The organism is Streptomyces sp. W1SF4 (assembly GCF_003950035.1).
Lineage (GTDB): Bacteria > Actinomycetota > Actinomycetes > Streptomycetales > Streptomycetaceae > Streptomyces > Streptomyces racemochromogenes.
In genome coordinates, this window is record NZ_CP034350.1 from 135,230 (window position 1) to 149,752 (window position 14,523).

Sequence of the window (14,523 nt, forward strand, 5' to 3'; positions counted from 1 at the left end):
ATGTCCCTCGCCAAGCCCTACATCAGCGACCACTTCGCCCCCGTCACCGACGAGATCACCGGCCGGGACCTGAAGGTGCGCGGCACCCTCCCGCCCGAGCTGAACGGCCGCTTCTTCCGCAACGGCCACAACCCGAAGCCCGGCGTCACGCCCACCCACTGGTTCCGCGGCGAGGGCATGCTCCACGGGGTGCGCCTGCGGGACGGGCGGGCCGAGTGGTACCGCAACCGCTGGGTGCGGACCCCCTTCCTCGACGGCGTCCCCTTCACCGGGACCGAACTCGACGTCAGCGCCGCCGCCACCAACATCATCTTCCACGGGGGCCGCTACCTGGCCCTGCAGGAGGCCAACCTCCCCTGGGAGGTCAGCGCCGACCTCGAGACGATCGGCGTCCACGACTTCGGCGGCAAGCTCACCACCTCGATGACCGCCCACCCGAAGGAGGACCCGCGGACCGGCGAACTGCACTTCTTCAGCTACAGCCCCTTCGCTCCGTTCCTGACGTACTACGTGGCCGACGCCTCCGGCGCGATCGTCCGCTCCGAGGTCGTCGACGGCTCCGGACCGTCCCTGATGCACGACTTCGCGATCACCCGCGAGCACGTCGTCTTCATCAACTCGCCGGTGGTCTTCGACCACGCCGAGCACTCCGGCATCCCCTACCGCTGGCACGACGACGTCCCGCTGCGCATCGGCGTGATGCCGCGCGCCGGGGGCAGGACCGTCTGGTACGAGGCGCCCGAGCAGGCCGCGCTGCTGCACGTCGCCAACGCGTACACCGATCCGCGGGGCCGGATCGTGCTCGAAGCACCGCGCTTCGACCGGTCCGCGTGGGAGAGCTCGTGGAAGTGGTGGGTCGGCGCCCCCGGTCACGGCACCAGCCCCGACGCCGGTTCGACCTTCCACCGGTGGGTCATCGACCCGGGCACGGGCAAGGTCACCGCGGAGTCCCTGGGCGAACTGGTCACGGAGTTCCCGTCGATCAACGAGGCCCGCACCGGCTCGGACCACCGCTACAGCTACGCCATCGCGTTCCCGGGCGCGGGCCTGTCGGGCTACCACACCGTCAAGCTGGACTCGCGGACCGGGCGGGAGACGCTGCTCGCGCACGGTGAGGGCCGGATGCCCGGAGAGGCGGTCTTCGTACCCGCCGAGGGCGGCAGGGCGGAGGACGACGGCTACCTGCTCACCGTCGTCAGCGACGTCGCGGCCGACGCGTCGGAGCTGCTCGTCCTGGACGCGGGCGACCTGAGCACCGTCGCCGCCGTCGAACTGCCCCGCCGGGTACCCGCCGGCATCCACGGTGACTGGATCCCCGACACCGGCCTGCCCGCCTGACCTGCCTGACCGCGCACCGCCCGGTACCCCCCAGCCGCCCGGACCGCCGCCTTCTCCCCCTCGGCGGCGGCCCGGGCTCCCGAAAGCGAGGAATCACCCCGTGACGTACCCCACGACCATCGACGAGAACGCCCCCGTCATCGCCGACCACACCATCCGGATCGGCGCCCCGGCCGAACGGATCTGGCAGCTGCACACCGACATCGGCGGCTGGCCCGCATGGCTGTCCGCCGTCACCGAGGCCCGCCTCGACGGCCCGGTCGCCCCGGGCACGACCTTCCACTGGATGACCGCGGGGATGTCCATCGACTCCACCGTCTACGCGGTCGACACCGCGCACCGCATCCTCTGGGGCGGTCCCGCGCACGGCATCACCGGCATCCACGAGTGGACCTTCACCGAGGACGGCGACGGCGTCGTGGTCCGCACCCGGGAGTCCTGGGCGGGCGAACCCGTCGACGCCGACCGGGACAACCTCGCCGCCGCGCTCGACGCCTCGCTCGTCACCTGGCTCGACGCCCTCAAGGAGGCCGCGGAGCAGGAGGACCACCGGCCCTGACGGGACGACGGCGGGCAGCGGACGGCGGAGGGCAGAAGGCCGTGAATGGTCTGTACCAGCTGGGGAGCCGGCCGGAGACTGCGGGGATGGACGCGCTTCGGAACACCCCCCTGCCCGATCTCCCGCTGCACCGCCTCGAGGTCCCCCTCCCCCACCTGCTGCCCTTCGCGATCGGGACCTTCGACACCATCGGCCCGCTGTCACGCGCCGCCTTCCCCCACCGGCACACGTTCTACGAGATCGTCTACGTGACCGGCGGGAGCGGCGCGCACGTGCTGGACCTGGTCCGCCGGCCGGTGGAGCCCCCGCAGCTGTGCGTGATCACCCCCGGCCAGGTCCACCACTGGGACGGGGCGGACGGGCTCACCGGCCACGTGGTGCTCTTCAACGAGGACTTCCTCCTGCCCCACGCGGACGACGCGGCCGCCCTGCGGGCGCTGGCCGCCCGGCCCGGGCACCCGGCCGGCGACCAGGCCGCGCCGATCGCCGCGCTCCTGGCCGACATGGGCGGCGAGTACCGGCAGCTGCGGCCCGGGTACCGGAACGTGCTGCGGGCCTGCCTGCACATCCTGATCGCCCGGGCCTCACGTATCCCCGGCGGTACCGGCGCCGCGCCGGACGCGCCGGCTCCGGCGCGGGACCGGGCCGCGGAACTGGCCGCGGCCTTCGGCCGGCTGCTCTGCGAGGCCGGCGGGACGGGGCGGTCGGTGGGCTGGTACGCGCGGGAACTCGGCGTGTCCGCCGGGCACTTCCAGACGCTGGTGCGGCGGGCCACGGGGCGCTCCCCCGGCAGCCTGATCCGCCAGCAGCAGACGCTGGAGGCGAAACGGCTCCTCTCCGGCACGAACCTGGCGGTGCGCCAGGTGTCGCACCTGACCGGCTTCTCGGATCCGGCGTACTTCTGCCGGTTCTTCCGGAGGGAGACCGGGATGTCGCCGGGCGAGTTCCGCAACTGGGCCGGTCGAAATCACCACGATCCCCGGATCGAGTCCATCGCCGCGCACCCCGACGGCCCGTAGGTTGACTGCTGGCCGCGATCGGGACCCCGAGGCCCGCCGGGGACGGGCGGGCCCCCGCCAGGGTCCGTCCTTCCCCCCTCGCGCGCCCCCACCCCCACCCTTCCAGCCGAGGAGGCCTCGATGCCCGTTCCGGAGGAGCCCACCGCAACACCCGGACCCGCGGCAAGCGGACGCCGCGTCAGCCGCAAGACCGTCCTGCGCGCCGCCGCCGCGCTCGGCGCCGCCCCGCTGCTGATCGGCGGGCGGGTCGCACTCGCCCGCGACCAGGCCGCGTCGGGGGGAGCCGCCCTCGCCCCGACCCCGGACTGCCACGACGGCGACGAGCCGACGGTGGAACAGATGGAGGGCCCGTACTTCAAGCCCAACTCCCCGCTGCGGGACTCGCTGGTCACGAGCGGTACGCCCGGCACCCGGCTCACCGTCACCGGATACGTCTTCGGGCGGGCCTGCCGGCCGATCCCGGGCGTGCTGCTCGACTTCTGGCAGGCGGACCACAACGGGGCGTACGACAACAGCGGCTACCGCTTCCGCGGGCACCAGTTCAGCACCGCACAGGGCTCTTTCAGCCTGACCACCGTCGTTCCCGGGCTCTACCCCGGGCGCACCCGCCACCTGCACGTCAAACTCCAGGCGCCCGGGCACCGGGTGGTCACCACCCAGCTGTACTTCCCCGGCGAGCCCCGCAACAGCACGGACACCCTCTTCGACAGCCGCCTGCTGATGAACGTGCGCCAGGCCGGACCCGGTCAGGAGGGCAGCTTCGACTTCGTCCTGGACGTGCCCCAGGACCCGACGACCCCGCCCACCACTCCCCCGCCGACGACACCGCCGCCCACGGGCACCTGGACCCCGGGCCGGGCGTACCGGGCCGGCGACGGGGCCACGTACGCGGGGCTCGCGTACCGCTGCCTGCAGGCGCACACCGCGGTCGTCGGCTGGGAGCCGCCGAACGTCCCGGCGCTCTGGCAGCGTCTGTAGAGGACCGGGAGCCGCGGGCCGGGCGGAACGTTTCGTCAGGCGGTGGCGAGGAACGACCACAGCGGTCCGACGAGCCGGTGGCCGCTGTGGGGGGCGAACCTCCGGCGGTACTGGCGGACCAGACCCGGCGGCAGGACGCCGGTGAGGGTGACGGCCTGCTGGAGTCCGTGTGCCGCGGCGTCCAGGTCGTTCAGGGCCAGTTGGGCGTCGATGGGCTGGAGCAGCCGGAAGGCGGTCTGCGGGGACATGTGCGCCCGCGCGCCAACCAGGGCGGTCAGCGGAGCGAATCCGGTGAGCGCCCGTCGGGGGTCTCCCAGTTCCGTGGGCGCTGGGCCGGGTCGGCGGGGCAAAATGCCGGGACACCGAGGGGTCCGGGGCCGGCTGACGGCCATCGGGGGTGCTCCGGGCGCTGACGGCATCGGGGGTGCTCCGGGCGCGAGGCCCGGGGCACCCCTTCCTCATGCCGTTCCGCCGGCCGCCCGACGCCCGGTGCCTCCCGCGGGGCCCGTCGGCCCGGTCCGGTTCCGGAGGGCGGAGCTGCCCCGTTCCCACGCGGAGCGGATGTGCGCGGCGAGGCGGTCCTCCAGGAGGAGGGTCGCCGCGCAGCCGAAGGCCACGTCGGCCTCCAGGCCGGGTTCGTCGGCGAGGAGTCCCCCGATGACCTCGTACCGGACGACCTGCTCGTGCACGGCGTCGGCCTCCACGTGCTCGGCGTAGAAGTGCTCGGCCGCCGGGCCGGCCCCGCAGCGGCGCATGGCCTTGGCGAGGCGGCGGGACCCGGGGGACGAGGTCACCTCCACGCACGCGAAGTGCCCGACCAGTGCGCCGCGCAGGGCCCGGTGGAGGCCGAGGAGCGACATCAGGTTGACCGTGGCGAGGACGGGCGCCGGAGCCTGCTCGAGGTAGTGGCCGTACGCGGTGTCCAGGCCGAGGTCGTCCATGAGGTCGGCGAACAGGCGGGCGTGGATGCGCTCGGGGCGGCCGGCGCCGAACTCGTCGTACTCGATGGCGACCATGGCGGCCTTCGCGCGGCCGACGAGCCGGGGGATCACCCAGGCGTGGGGGTCGGCCTCCTTGAGGTGGTACAGGGAGCGCAGGGCCGCGTACTCGCGCAGCTGCCACAGCTCGCCCTCGGTCGCCAGGTAGTGGCTGAGGCTGCCGCTGAGGTCCACGGGTTCGACGAGGAGCGGGGCGAAGGCCTCCCGCGCCGTGGCGGGCGCACCGGCCGTGTCCGCGCGGAGGGCGCCCAGGAACCGCTCCTCCAGGGCCCGGCGCAGGCGCAGCAGGTCGGGGTCCCATTCGCGGGCGTCGTCGACACCCGCGAAGCCCCGGTAGTGCAGCTCGTACAGCAGGTAGAGGGCGAGCTGGAGGTCTTCGCCGAAGGGGTCGGCCCGCTGGGGCTCCGCGCTGTCGTGGTGCGGGGCCCGGCCGCCGCGCAGTGCGTCCAGCACGGCGGCGGACAGCGGTCCTCGCCCCTCGTCCGGCAGGGGGCCGGCCCCGGAGGTCCTGGTGGGGGTTGCGGCGGGTGCGGTCATCGACGGCTCCTGTCGTTCGGGTGGGGTCGTCCCGTCGTCCGGCGGGTGTCCGCCGGGCGGGCGGCCGGTCAGGTGGCCCGCGCGCGGACGACCACGAGTTCCTCCTGTTCGGCGCCGTCTTCGGCGAGGCCCTGGCCCTGGAGCCATGCCCGGCGCGAACGCAGGACCGGTCCCCACGGCACCCAGGTCCGCTCCGTGACCTGCGCGGTCAGTCCGTGCCGGGCCAGCAGCGCCAGGGTCTCCTGCGCCCCGCACATCCCGGAGTGGACCATGAGCAGTACTCCGCCGGGCCGGAGCAGGCCCGGGGCGGCCGCGCAGATCCGGTCGATGACGGCCCGGCCGTCCCGGCCGGCGTCCCACGCCCGGCGGCTGCCGCTCGTGGGCACGGCGGCGTCGGGGCAGGGGACGTAGGGCGGGTTGGCCAGGACCAGGTCGAAACGGCGGCCGCGGGTCCGGGCGGCGAAGTCGCCGTGCAGGACGCGCAGCCGCAGGCTCTGGCGCCAGCTGTTCAGCCGGGCGGCGAGTACGGCGGGCCAGGCCACGTCGACCGCGGTGACGTCGGCGCCCCTGGCCGCGGCGCGCAGTGCGAGGGCACCGGTGCCCGTGCCGATCTCCACGACCTCCGCACCGGGGCGCAGGGGCTCGCGGGCGAGGGCGTCGAGGAGCATGCGGGTGTCGGCCTGGGGCCGGTAGACGCCCGGCAGGGTGATCAGGCGGGGCAAGGGGTCGGTGTACGTCAGGGCGGTGCTCGGCACGAGTGCCTCCCGGGTCGGCAGCGGGCGTCCGGCGGCGCGGAGTCGCGGCCTGGTCACGGCCGCGGTCCCGTTGGCGCGGGGAACGGGGACGGTTGGCACGGGGCCGCAGGGGCAGCTGGGACGATCATGGGCCGCGTCTACCCGGGATACCGCGCTTTGCACCTGTCGGGATGAGCACCCGTCGGCCCGGCCTGTCGCACGGCCGTCGGCGCGGCCGCCTGCCGCGGTGCGCGGGCGCGGAGGCGGGAGGCGCGGCGGCGGTGCGGCGCAGGGGGCCCTAATGGGCGGCGAGGCGTTCCAGCAGGGCGGCGCTCCGCGCGAGCAGGGCGCGTTCCTCGTCCGTCAGCTCGGCCTCGATGGCCTGCGCGAGCCAGCCGGCCCTGCGGCCGCGCTCGGCTTCGAGGGCGGTCCGGCCGGTGTCCGACAGCTCGACCAGCGACTTGCGGCCGTCCGTGGGGTGCGGCCGGCGCGTGACCAGGTCCTGTTCCATGAGCAGTCCGACCGCCCGCGCCATGGACTGGGGGCGTACGCGCTGGTCGGCGGCGAGGTCGCTGGTGGTCATGGGGCCGTTGCGGTCGAGGGAGCCCAGTACGGCGGCCTGGCCCAGCGGGATGCGGTCCTCGTGCTTGACGCGCCGCGTGAGTTTGCCCATCGCGGTACGCAGTTCGGCGGCGATGGCGGCGGCTTCCGAGGTGTGCATAGGGCACTTTACCCCGGTGGCACAGCAGGTGTGCACCCGACCTGTACAGCCATGCTGTACAGCCAAACTGCACAGCAGAACTAAACAGCTTTGCTGTAAAGTCTCTTCGTGCCGGGCCCAGCGCCAGCGCTGTCGCAGCCGGGGCCACGGCATTGACCACGGGGAGGAAACACCATGTCCGCACAGGCAGCAGTGACCGTCGACGCCACCGTCGAGACCGTCACGGCCCGTCGCGTCATCGACAGCCGGGGCAACCCCACCGTCGAGGTCGACGTCGTCCTGACGGACGGCTCCCTGGGCCGCGCCGCCGTCCCCTCCGGCGCGTCCACCGGCGCCCGCGAGGCCGTGGAACTGCGCGACGGGGACGCGGCCCGCTGGCACGGCAAGGGCGTCGACCGCGCGGTAGCACACGTCAACGGGGAGATCGCGGCCGCCGTGCGCGGCCGGGACGCCGCTGACCAGGCCGGCCTCGACGCCCTGCTGGTCGACCTGGACGGCACGCCCACCAAGTCCCGGCTCGGCGCCAACGCGGTACTCGGCGTCTCCCTCGCCGCGGCCAAGGCGGCCGCGGCGGCCCACCGCCAGCCCCTCTACCGCTACCTCGGCGGCGCCGACGCCCACCTGCTGCCGCTGCCGATGATGAACATCGTCAACGGCGGTGCGCACGCCGACAACCCGCTGGACTTCCAGGAGTTCATGATCGCGCCCGTCGGCGCGGAGACCTTCGCCGAGGCCGTCCGCATGGGCAGCGAGGTCTTCCACACCCTGCGCCGCGACCTGCTGGCCGCCGGGCACTCCACGGGCGTCGGCGACGAGGGCGGATTCGCGCCCTCGCTGCGCACCGCCGAGGAGGCGCTCGACTTCGTGGTGACCGCCGTCGAACGCAGCGGCTACCGCCCCGGCACGGACATCGCCCTGATCATGGACCCGGCGTCGTCGGAGTTCTTCCGCGACGGGGTGTACGACTACCAGGGCGAGGGGGTGCGCCGCACCCCTTCCGAGAACGCCGACTACCTGGCCAAGCTGATCGACGCCTACCCGGTCGTCTCCATCGAGGACCCGATGGCGGAGAACGACTGGGAAGGGTGGCGCGAGCTGACCGCCCGCGTCGGCGACCGCTGCCAGCTCACCGGCGACGACCTGTTCTGCACCAACGAGGCGCTGCTGCGCGAGGGCATCCGGACCGGGGCCGGCAACTCGGTCCTGATCAAGGTCAACCAGATCGGCACCCTGACCGAGGCGCTGGCCACGGTGGCCACGGCCCACGCGGCGGGGTGGACGGCCGTCATGTCGCACCGCTCGGGCGAGACGGAGGACACCACGATCGCGGACCTGGCGGTGGCGACCGGCTGCGGTCAGATCAAGACCGGCTCGCTCTCCCGCTCCGACCGCACCGCGAAGTACAACCAGCTGATCCGCATCGAGGAGGAGCTGGGCGACGCGGCCCGGTACGCGGGCCGCGCCGCACTCCGCCGGTCGTGACGACCTGACGGGCCGTGATGTGTCAAGGGGGGTGGCCTCCCTGCCGTTCCGGGGGCCAGGCTCAATGATCTTGCGCCGGCGGGCGGGCAGAGTCGTCATCAAGCGACTGACGCCCGCAAGGGCCCACGACCCGGGGGAAGCACATGTACCGCAAGCCCATCGCCACCGTAGTCCTGCTCGCCGCGGCGGTCCTCGGGGCGACCGTCCCCGAGGCGGCGGCCCGGCCGGCCGACCCGGTACAGGGACAGCTGGACCTGCTCGTCAACAGCGACGGGGTCCCCGGCGCGCTGGCGTACGACGGCAGGACCACGCGTACCGCCGGTGTCGCGGACCGGGAGTCCGGCCGGCCCATGGTCGACGAGCGGGGGCGGATCCGGCTGGCCAGCAACACCAAGGCGTTCACCGCGGCAGCGGTGATGCGCCTGGTGGCGGACGGGCGGGTACGGCTCGACGACCGCGCCGGCCGGTACGTGCCGCAGCTCGCCGATCGCCCGATCACCGTACGGCAGTTGCTCAAGCAGACCAGCGGGCTGCCGGAGTACGCCGTGCTGGTCGACTGGACCCGGCCGCCCGGCACGTCCGAGGACTACCTGGCCCTCGCCCTCAAGGAGAAGCCGGTCTTCGAGCCCGGGACCGACTGGGGTTACTCCAACACCAACTACCTGGCACTCGGCATGGTGATCGACAAGGCGTCGGGTGTCGGATTCCGGACGTACGTCGAACGCACGATCCTGCGCCCGCTGCACCTGGACGACACCTACTGGCCCGCGCGCGGCGAGCTGTCGCTGCGCGGGCCGCACGCCCGCAACTACGGCGTCCACCCCGCCGCGCCGGAGGCCGGCCGGGTGGACGTGACCGACCTGCCCGGTTACGAGTTCGGCGCCTCGGGCGGCCTCGTCTCCACTCCCAAGGACCTCAACGCCTTCTGGGACGGGCTGTTCGGCGGCCGCCTCCTGCCCGCCTGGGCGCTGCGCCAGATGACCCAGGACACCACCGACATCGGCGGGCGCGACGTCTACCCGGCGGGCAGCCGCTACGGCTACGGCATCGCCTCGATCCCGCTCAGCTGCGGCGGCGTCTACTGGGGCCACGGCGGGGACCTGCCCGGCAACTCGGTGGGCGGGGGCCGCGCGACGGCCGACCGCGGGACCGTGACCGTGTACACCACGACCTGGGCGGCCGAGGGCGAGAGCCTGCGCCACCTGCAGGGCGCGGTGGACGCGGCCCTGTGCGCCCGGCGTCGCTGACGACGGGACGGGGGTCGGGACAGCCGACGGGACGGCCGACGGGACGGGACGTCTGCCCCGTGCTCAGACCGGCCGGTGCGTGAGGCCCGCCGGGCCCCGGCTGAAGGCCCTCAGCAGGTTCTCGGTGACGGCCCTGGTGAAGGCCCCCGCCCGCCCGTCCATCCCGTGGTTGGCCTTGCCCCCGCTGCCGGTCGCGTCCAGGGCTTCCACCCACCTCATGGTGCCGGCCGTGAAGACCCCCGCGCCCGAGGGCAGGGTCAGGTAGGCGGACTCGGCCGTCGTGCGCCGGCCCTTGCAGATCACGGGCGAGCGGGCGATGACCTCGATCGGACCGGGTGCCGGGAAGTCGGGGTGCACCCGGTCGTACTCGACGCCGACCAAGTGCGCGAACGCGTCCCCGTAGCGTGCTCCGGTGCCGGCGAGCAGCCAGTGCGAGGGGGCGGCCACCACGTACGGGGCGTCCACCGGGTAGCCGTCGTACATCATCCCGTGCAGCTCGCTCTCCGGCTGCGGGAGCGGGGCGCGGCGGAAGTCGTTGGTGGGCGGCAGGCCCGCGCGGTAGCCGGGGTCGGCCTCGTAGTCCTCCTTGAAGCAGACCACCGTCCGGTCCGGGCCCACCGACGAGGGCTCGAACCGGACGCGGCGGTAGCAGCAGTTCGCGCCCAGGACCGCCAGGTTGGAACCCCGGTCGCGGGCCCGCATCACGTGCCGGCGCTGCCGCGGGCTCCAGTACTCGTCGTGGCCCAGGGAGACGATGGCCGTGGCGCCGAGCAGGAGGCCGGGTTCGCGGGCGACGTCGATACCGGTCACGTAGGCGATCGGCAGTCCCGTCCGTTCGGCGAGGGCGATGAGCGGGGCCTCGAAGAAGGAGAACTGTCCGGCACCGTGGCGTGCCGCGTAGGGGCGGTCGAAGGAGACGGCCAGGGAACGCGAGTCCTTCTTCCCGGTCCCGCCCCGGTACAGGTCGGCGCCGCCCCAGCGGTTGTACGCCTGCCAGGTGGCGACGGAGTTCACCACGACCAGGCGGCCCGCCGTCGTGCGGGAGCGGACGGTGAGCGGCACGAGGCTCTGGGCCCGGCCGTCGGCGGTGTCCAGCCGCAGCAGATAGCAGCCCTCCGGCCAGCCCGTCGTGTCCACGGCCATCGACGGCCGCCAGTCGGCGCGCACCGTGCGGGTGGGGCCGTCGACCACCGGGGCCTTCTGACGGGTGCCGGGCGCGGGGGCCGAGCGCCACACCAGCCGGGCCCGCGCGCCCGCGTACCAGCCCATCCGGTAGGCCGAGACCGTGTAGGAGCCGGAGCGCGTGGAGACGTACAGGTCGAACGGCTCGCCGGGCGCCACGCTGGTCCGGCTCGCGTACCCCTCGACCGCGTGCGGGGCGCCGGGCCGCACGACGCGCCAACCGGGGTCACCGGGCAGGGAGTTCTCCGCCGGCACGTCCAGCGCGCCTGCGCCGGGGGTGGTGCGCGCGGCCGTCCGCCCGCCGCGGGCCTGCGCCCCGGCGGGCCCGGTCCCCGCCGGCCAGGCGCCCGCCAGACCGGCGGCCACGCCCAGCACACGCCTGCGGTCCGGCCCCCGCGACCGTGCCCCGGGACCGCCCGGCTCCCGCTCGTCCCGCGAACCCACCGCTCTTCCCGTCCCGCCGTCCATCCCCCTTTCCTAGCCCACCGCGGGCCCGCCGACGGGCCGGCCACGCCCGGTGGAACCGCGTGTCGCGGGGCGGCCCGTGGGGACGCCGGGAGCCGGAGATCTCCGGGTACTCGCGCACGTACGGCGGCCCGCGCCGGCCCGTACCGCGCTGGGCCGGGGCCTTCCGGCGCCGCCACCTGGCCCTCGGATCCGTCCCCCGGGCGGGTGGCCTCGGCAGGCCGCCAAAGCGCCTGCCGCGCGGGAGGCGGGCGCGGGTCGAGGATGCGGCGTTGCCGTCTTCACCCGTGGAGGTCTCGATGCTCGAACGCAAGCAGCTCAAGGGCCGCACCAAGGTCACTTTCGTCCTGCCCGACGACGTCCCGGACGGGCCGGTCAGCGTGGTCGGCGACTTCAACCACTGGAATCCCGCCGCCCACCCCCTCACCCCGCGCGGCGACGGAACCCGTGCGGCCACCGTCGCCCTCCCCGCGCACAGCGCCCACTCCTTCCGCTACCTCGCGGCCGGCGACTACTGGTTCGACGACGAGGCCGCCGACAGCCACGACGGCACCAACAGCCGTCTGCACACCTGACGGCCCCCACGTCCCGGCGGCGGAGGGGTGGCCACCACCGGCCGGGCCGCCCCTTGTGCCGCTCGGACGTGAGCGGCCCAGCGGCGCCGTGGGGCGGGGCGGTTGCCCGTCGGTTCGCGGGGTAGAGGCGTCCACGGGAAAACGGAAGGTGGCGGCATGTCAGACGAAACCGAGACCGTCGTCGAGACGGAACTCCAGCCGCACGAGCCCTCGCCGGGCGAGGTCGAGGCCCGCAACCGCGTACGGGTCCAGGCGGAGGGCATGACACACCATCAGGCGGCCGCCGCGCGCGACCGCGTCCTGGAGGCCGTCGGGGACGCGGCCGAGGCCGACGCGCCCGCCCGGGCGGCGCTGGCGGAGTGGTACCGCATCACCGAGCTCCTGGCCGGCCACGGCGGGCCGTACACCACCGAGGCCGACCCCTACGTGCAGGGCCAGTTGGCGGCACGCGACCACTGATCCTCGCCGCGGCCATGACCGGCGCGGTGTCCGTCGTCTGCTCGGACAGCCCGGGCGGCGCGGAGGGTGGCGAGCAGGCGGCGGGCTGGGTGAACCCCACCGTGGTGAGCGGCTGCGCCGTGGGCGTGGCGGCCCTGGTCGCGGCTCCCCCGTCCCCCGGCTCCGGCGCTGCCGGGGCGCATGATCGGGCGTATGCCGGTCATACGCGGGTGCAGAGCGCGGCCACGACGGCCGCCCCTGCCGGAAGGACGCCCAGCCCGTGAGCGACATCTCCCGAACGGACGAACTCCTGCCGCCGCGAAACTCCGGGCCGCGCAACGCCGGGCCGCTCGACGGGCCGTGCCGTACGGCCGCGCGGGACGTCTTCACCCGGCGTGCCCACGAGCAGGCCGCAGCCGCCCGGGAGCGCGAGGAAGCGGCCAAGGCGGTCTGCCGGGACTGCCCGGTCCGCGTCCCGTGCCGCCGGCACGCCCTGGCCGGACGGGTGCCGCACGGTGTCCGGGGCGGCCTCACGCCCGCCGAGCGCCGTTCCCTGCTGATGGACGCCGGGTCCGGGTGACCCGCTGACGCCGGGACGGCGTCCTGCGGTCACGCCGCGGGGCGGACGGACAGCAGGGCCGGCTCCCCCGCCTCCCGGCCCCGGGAACACGGCCGCCGCGCCGCGCCCCGGGGCCGGCCTGCTGCCCGGGCTCCGCGGCCTCGGCGGCGCGGCTCGGGCTGCCGTACGGTCCGCCCTCCCACGCCGGCGAGGGCGCAGACGCCCGGCGGCCCGGCAGGCGGGCCTGGACGCCCTACCCCGCCGCCCCCGGGCCGGACGCGCGCAGGGCCGCCGTGCGGGCCCTCACCTGATCCGCGGACAGATAGGCGTCCGTGTGCTCGAACTGCCGCAGGGTCGGCGGCGTGGGCGGCTGGATCCCGGTCCTGACGAAGTCGTCGCCCGCCGTCGCGTTCAGCAGCCAGTTGGTCAGCACGCGGGCTTTGGCGACGTTCGTGCGCAGCGCCGACCAGTGGTAGCCGCGGGCGACGGCCTGGGCGGGGAGCCCGCGCAGGGGGATGCCGAGCGGTTTGGACACCGCGTCGGTGCCGCCCAGGTCGACGACGAGCCCCAGGTCCTTGTGCACGTACGGACGCAGCGGCTGCCGGCGCAGCGTCGCGATCAGGTTGTCCGCGAGCGTGCGCCCCTGTCGCAGGGCGTGCTGGGCCGTGGGCGGGCAGATGGCGCCCTCCTCGCCCGCCGCGAGGTCGGGCACGGCCGCGGCGTCTCCCAGTGCGAACACCCCGTCCGCGCCCGGCACGGTCATTTCCGGGGTCACCAGCAGCCGTCCCCGCACGGTCTCCGCGTCGAGCGTGCCGATCAGCGGGCTCGCGGCGACCCCGGCCGTCCAGATCAGCGTCCTGCTCGGCAGGACCCGGCCGTCGGTCAGCGCGATCTCGGTGGCGCTCGCCTTGGCGACGCTGACGCCGAGGGAGACCTGGATGCCGCGACGGCGCAGGACGTCCAGGGCCGTCCGCCCCAGGGAGTCGCCGAGTTCGGGCATCAGCTTCGGCGCGAGGTCGAGGAGGTGCCAGGTGATCTCGCGGGGGTCCAGACGGGGGTAGCGCTTCACGGCGTGGTGGGTGAGCCGCTGGAGGCAGGCGGCCGTCTCCGTGCCGGCGTACCCGCCGCCGACCACGACGAAGCACAGCCGCGCGGCCCGCTCCGCCTCGTCCTCGCTGGCGTCGGCCAGGTCGAGCTGGGAGATGACGTGGTCGCGCAGGTACGTGGCCTCGGCGAGGGTCTTCATGCCCCGTGCGTGTTCGGCCAGGCCGGGGATGTCGAAGGTGCGGGTGATGCTGCCGGGCGCCAGGACCAGCTGGTCGTAGGCGTGTTCCTCGAACTCGCCGGTGATCTTGCGTACGACGCAGGCCTTGGCCCGGGTGTCGACGCCGACGACGCCGCCGGGGATGATCCGGGTCCGGTAGCGGCTGCTGCGGCGCAGCGAGACGGCGACGGACTGCGGGGTCAGCACGCCGGAGGCCACCTGGGGCAGCAGCGGCAGGTACAGCTGGTAGGAGTTCGGGGTGACCAGGGCGATGTCCGCCTCCGCGGGCGCGAGCCTGCGCTCCAGCCGCCGGATGCACTCGACGCCGGCGAATCCGGCTCCCACCACGAGAATCCTCGGTCGTGCCACGGTGTCCGTCCTTTCTCGGGCCTGCCAGGTCCCCACGCATCTGCCCGCGCGGCGCCGG

Annotated in this window: 15 protein-coding genes; 9 read left to right on the forward strand and 6 right to left on the reverse strand. The window is 74.8% G+C overall.

The genetic code is table 11. The annotated features are described in order from the left end of the window. The 4 genes from D1J60_RS00740 (at position 1) to D1J60_RS00755 (ending at position 3,894) form a co-directional block, all read left to right on the forward strand. A complete protein-coding gene (locus D1J60_RS00740; RefSeq protein WP_125819693.1) occupies positions 1–1,338 on the forward strand; it encodes a carotenoid oxygenase family protein in 1,338 nt (445 codons plus the stop codon). Positions 1,339–1,438: 100 nt separating this feature from the next. Next, positions 1,439–1,897: an SRPBCC family protein gene (locus D1J60_RS00745; protein WP_125819694.1), complete on the forward strand. Its 459-nt coding sequence runs from the start codon at positions 1,439–1,441 to the stop codon at positions 1,895–1,897. A gap of 86 nt (positions 1,898–1,983) precedes the next feature. Next, positions 1,984–2,916: an AraC family transcriptional regulator gene (locus D1J60_RS00750; protein WP_206436458.1), complete on the forward strand. Its 933-nt coding sequence runs from the start codon at positions 1,984–1,986 to the stop codon at positions 2,914–2,916. Positions 2,917–3,036: 120 nt separating this feature from the next. Continuing rightward, entirely contained in the window at positions 3,037–3,894 is an 858-nt protein-coding gene (locus D1J60_RS00755) for a carbohydrate-binding protein (protein WP_125819695.1), read from the forward strand. Between the two features lie 35 nt (positions 3,895–3,929). On the opposite strand, the gene D1J60_RS00760 is transcribed toward D1J60_RS00755, so the two are convergent. From D1J60_RS00760 to D1J60_RS00775, 4 genes are all read right to left on the reverse strand, one after another. Continuing rightward, a complete protein-coding gene (locus D1J60_RS00760) occupies positions 3,930–4,142 on the reverse strand; it encodes a hypothetical protein (RefSeq protein WP_125819696.1) in 213 nt (70 codons plus the stop codon). A 210-nt stretch (positions 4,143–4,352) separates the two neighbouring features. Next, on the reverse strand, positions 4,353–5,429 hold the full coding sequence (locus D1J60_RS00765) for an iron-containing redox enzyme family protein (protein WP_125819697.1): 1,077 nt from the start codon (positions 5,427–5,429) through the stop codon (positions 4,353–4,355). Between the two features lie 68 nt (positions 5,430–5,497). After that, positions 5,498–6,184, reverse strand: coding sequence for a HemK2/MTQ2 family protein methyltransferase (locus D1J60_RS00770; protein WP_260614281.1), 687 nt, complete (start codon positions 6,182–6,184; stop codon positions 5,498–5,500). Between the two features lie 277 nt (positions 6,185–6,461). Beyond that, complete coding sequence (locus D1J60_RS00775) at positions 6,462–6,884, reverse strand: MarR family transcriptional regulator (protein WP_125603960.1); 423 nt, start codon at positions 6,882–6,884, stop codon at positions 6,462–6,464. A gap of 174 nt (positions 6,885–7,058) precedes the next feature. On the opposite strand from D1J60_RS00775, the gene eno reads away from it, so the two are divergent. Further along, positions 7,059–8,366 carry a phosphopyruvate hydratase gene (eno, locus tag D1J60_RS00780; protein WP_125819698.1) on the forward strand — a complete coding sequence of 436 codons (1,308 nt, stop codon included), beginning with the start codon at positions 7,059–7,061 and terminating at the stop codon, positions 8,364–8,366. Between the two features lie 143 nt (positions 8,367–8,509). Then, positions 8,510–9,613, forward strand: coding sequence for a serine hydrolase domain-containing protein (locus D1J60_RS00785; protein WP_125819699.1), 1,104 nt, complete (start codon positions 8,510–8,512; stop codon positions 9,611–9,613). 63 nt (positions 9,614–9,676) lie between these two features. Here the strand turns inward: D1J60_RS00785 and D1J60_RS00790 are convergent, their stop codons facing one another. Continuing rightward, a complete protein-coding gene (locus D1J60_RS00790; protein WP_241253086.1) occupies positions 9,677–11,161 on the reverse strand; it encodes a N,N-dimethylformamidase beta subunit family domain-containing protein in 1,485 nt (494 codons plus the stop codon). A gap of 398 nt (positions 11,162–11,559) precedes the next feature. Here D1J60_RS00790 and D1J60_RS00795 point away from each other — a divergent pair, with 398 nt between their 5' ends. The 3 genes from D1J60_RS00795 to D1J60_RS00805 all read left to right on the forward strand — a co-directional run bounded on the left by D1J60_RS00795 (position 11,560) and on the right by D1J60_RS00805 (position 12,853). Next, a complete protein-coding gene (locus D1J60_RS00795) occupies positions 11,560–11,835 on the forward strand; it encodes an isoamylase early set domain-containing protein (RefSeq protein WP_042802656.1) in 276 nt (91 codons plus the stop codon). A 156-nt stretch (positions 11,836–11,991) separates the two neighbouring features. Further along, entirely contained in the window at positions 11,992–12,294 is a 303-nt protein-coding gene (locus D1J60_RS00800) for a hypothetical protein (protein ID WP_125597488.1), read from the forward strand. A gap of 268 nt (positions 12,295–12,562) precedes the next feature. Further along, positions 12,563–12,853, forward strand: a complete 291-nt coding sequence (locus D1J60_RS00805) for a WhiB family transcriptional regulator (protein ID WP_125823783.1) — start codon at positions 12,563–12,565, stop codon at positions 12,851–12,853. A 232-nt stretch (positions 12,854–13,085) separates the two neighbouring features. Here the strand turns inward: D1J60_RS00805 and D1J60_RS00810 are convergent, their stop codons facing one another. Then, positions 13,086–14,465 (reverse strand): NAD(P)/FAD-dependent oxidoreductase, encoded by a 1,380-nt coding sequence (locus tag D1J60_RS00810; protein ID WP_125819700.1) that lies wholly within the window; start codon positions 14,463–14,465, stop codon positions 13,086–13,088. Positions 14,466–14,523: the final 58 nt, after the last annotated feature.

Coding starts and splice junctions, on each gene's coding strand:
- D1J60_RS00760 (WP_125819696.1), bottom strand. CDS start 4,142: ATGTCCCCGCAGACCGCCTTCCGGCTGCTCCAGCCCATCGACGCCCAA.
- D1J60_RS00755 (WP_125819695.1), top strand. CDS start 3,037: ATGCCCGTTCCGGAGGAGCCCACCGCAACACCCGGACCCGCGGCAAGC.
- D1J60_RS00800 (WP_125597488.1), top strand. CDS start 11,992: ATGTCAGACGAAACCGAGACCGTCGTCGAGACGGAACTCCAGCCGCAC.
- D1J60_RS00795 (WP_042802656.1), top strand. CDS start 11,560: ATGCTCGAACGCAAGCAGCTCAAGGGCCGCACCAAGGTCACTTTCGTC.
- D1J60_RS00740 (WP_125819693.1), top strand. CDS start 1: ATGTCCCTCGCCAAGCCCTACATCAGCGACCACTTCGCCCCCGTCACC.
- D1J60_RS00785 (WP_125819699.1), top strand. CDS start 8,510: ATGTACCGCAAGCCCATCGCCACCGTAGTCCTGCTCGCCGCGGCGGTC.
- D1J60_RS00765 (WP_125819697.1), bottom strand. CDS start 5,429: ATGACCGCACCCGCCGCAACCCCCACCAGGACCTCCGGGGCCGGCCCC.
- D1J60_RS00775 (WP_125603960.1), bottom strand. CDS start 6,884: ATGCACACCTCGGAAGCCGCCGCCATCGCCGCCGAACTGCGTACCGCG.
- eno (WP_125819698.1), top strand. CDS start 7,059: ATGTCCGCACAGGCAGCAGTGACCGTCGACGCCACCGTCGAGACCGTC.
- D1J60_RS00750 (WP_206436458.1), top strand. CDS start 1,984: ATGGACGCGCTTCGGAACACCCCCCTGCCCGATCTCCCGCTGCACCGC.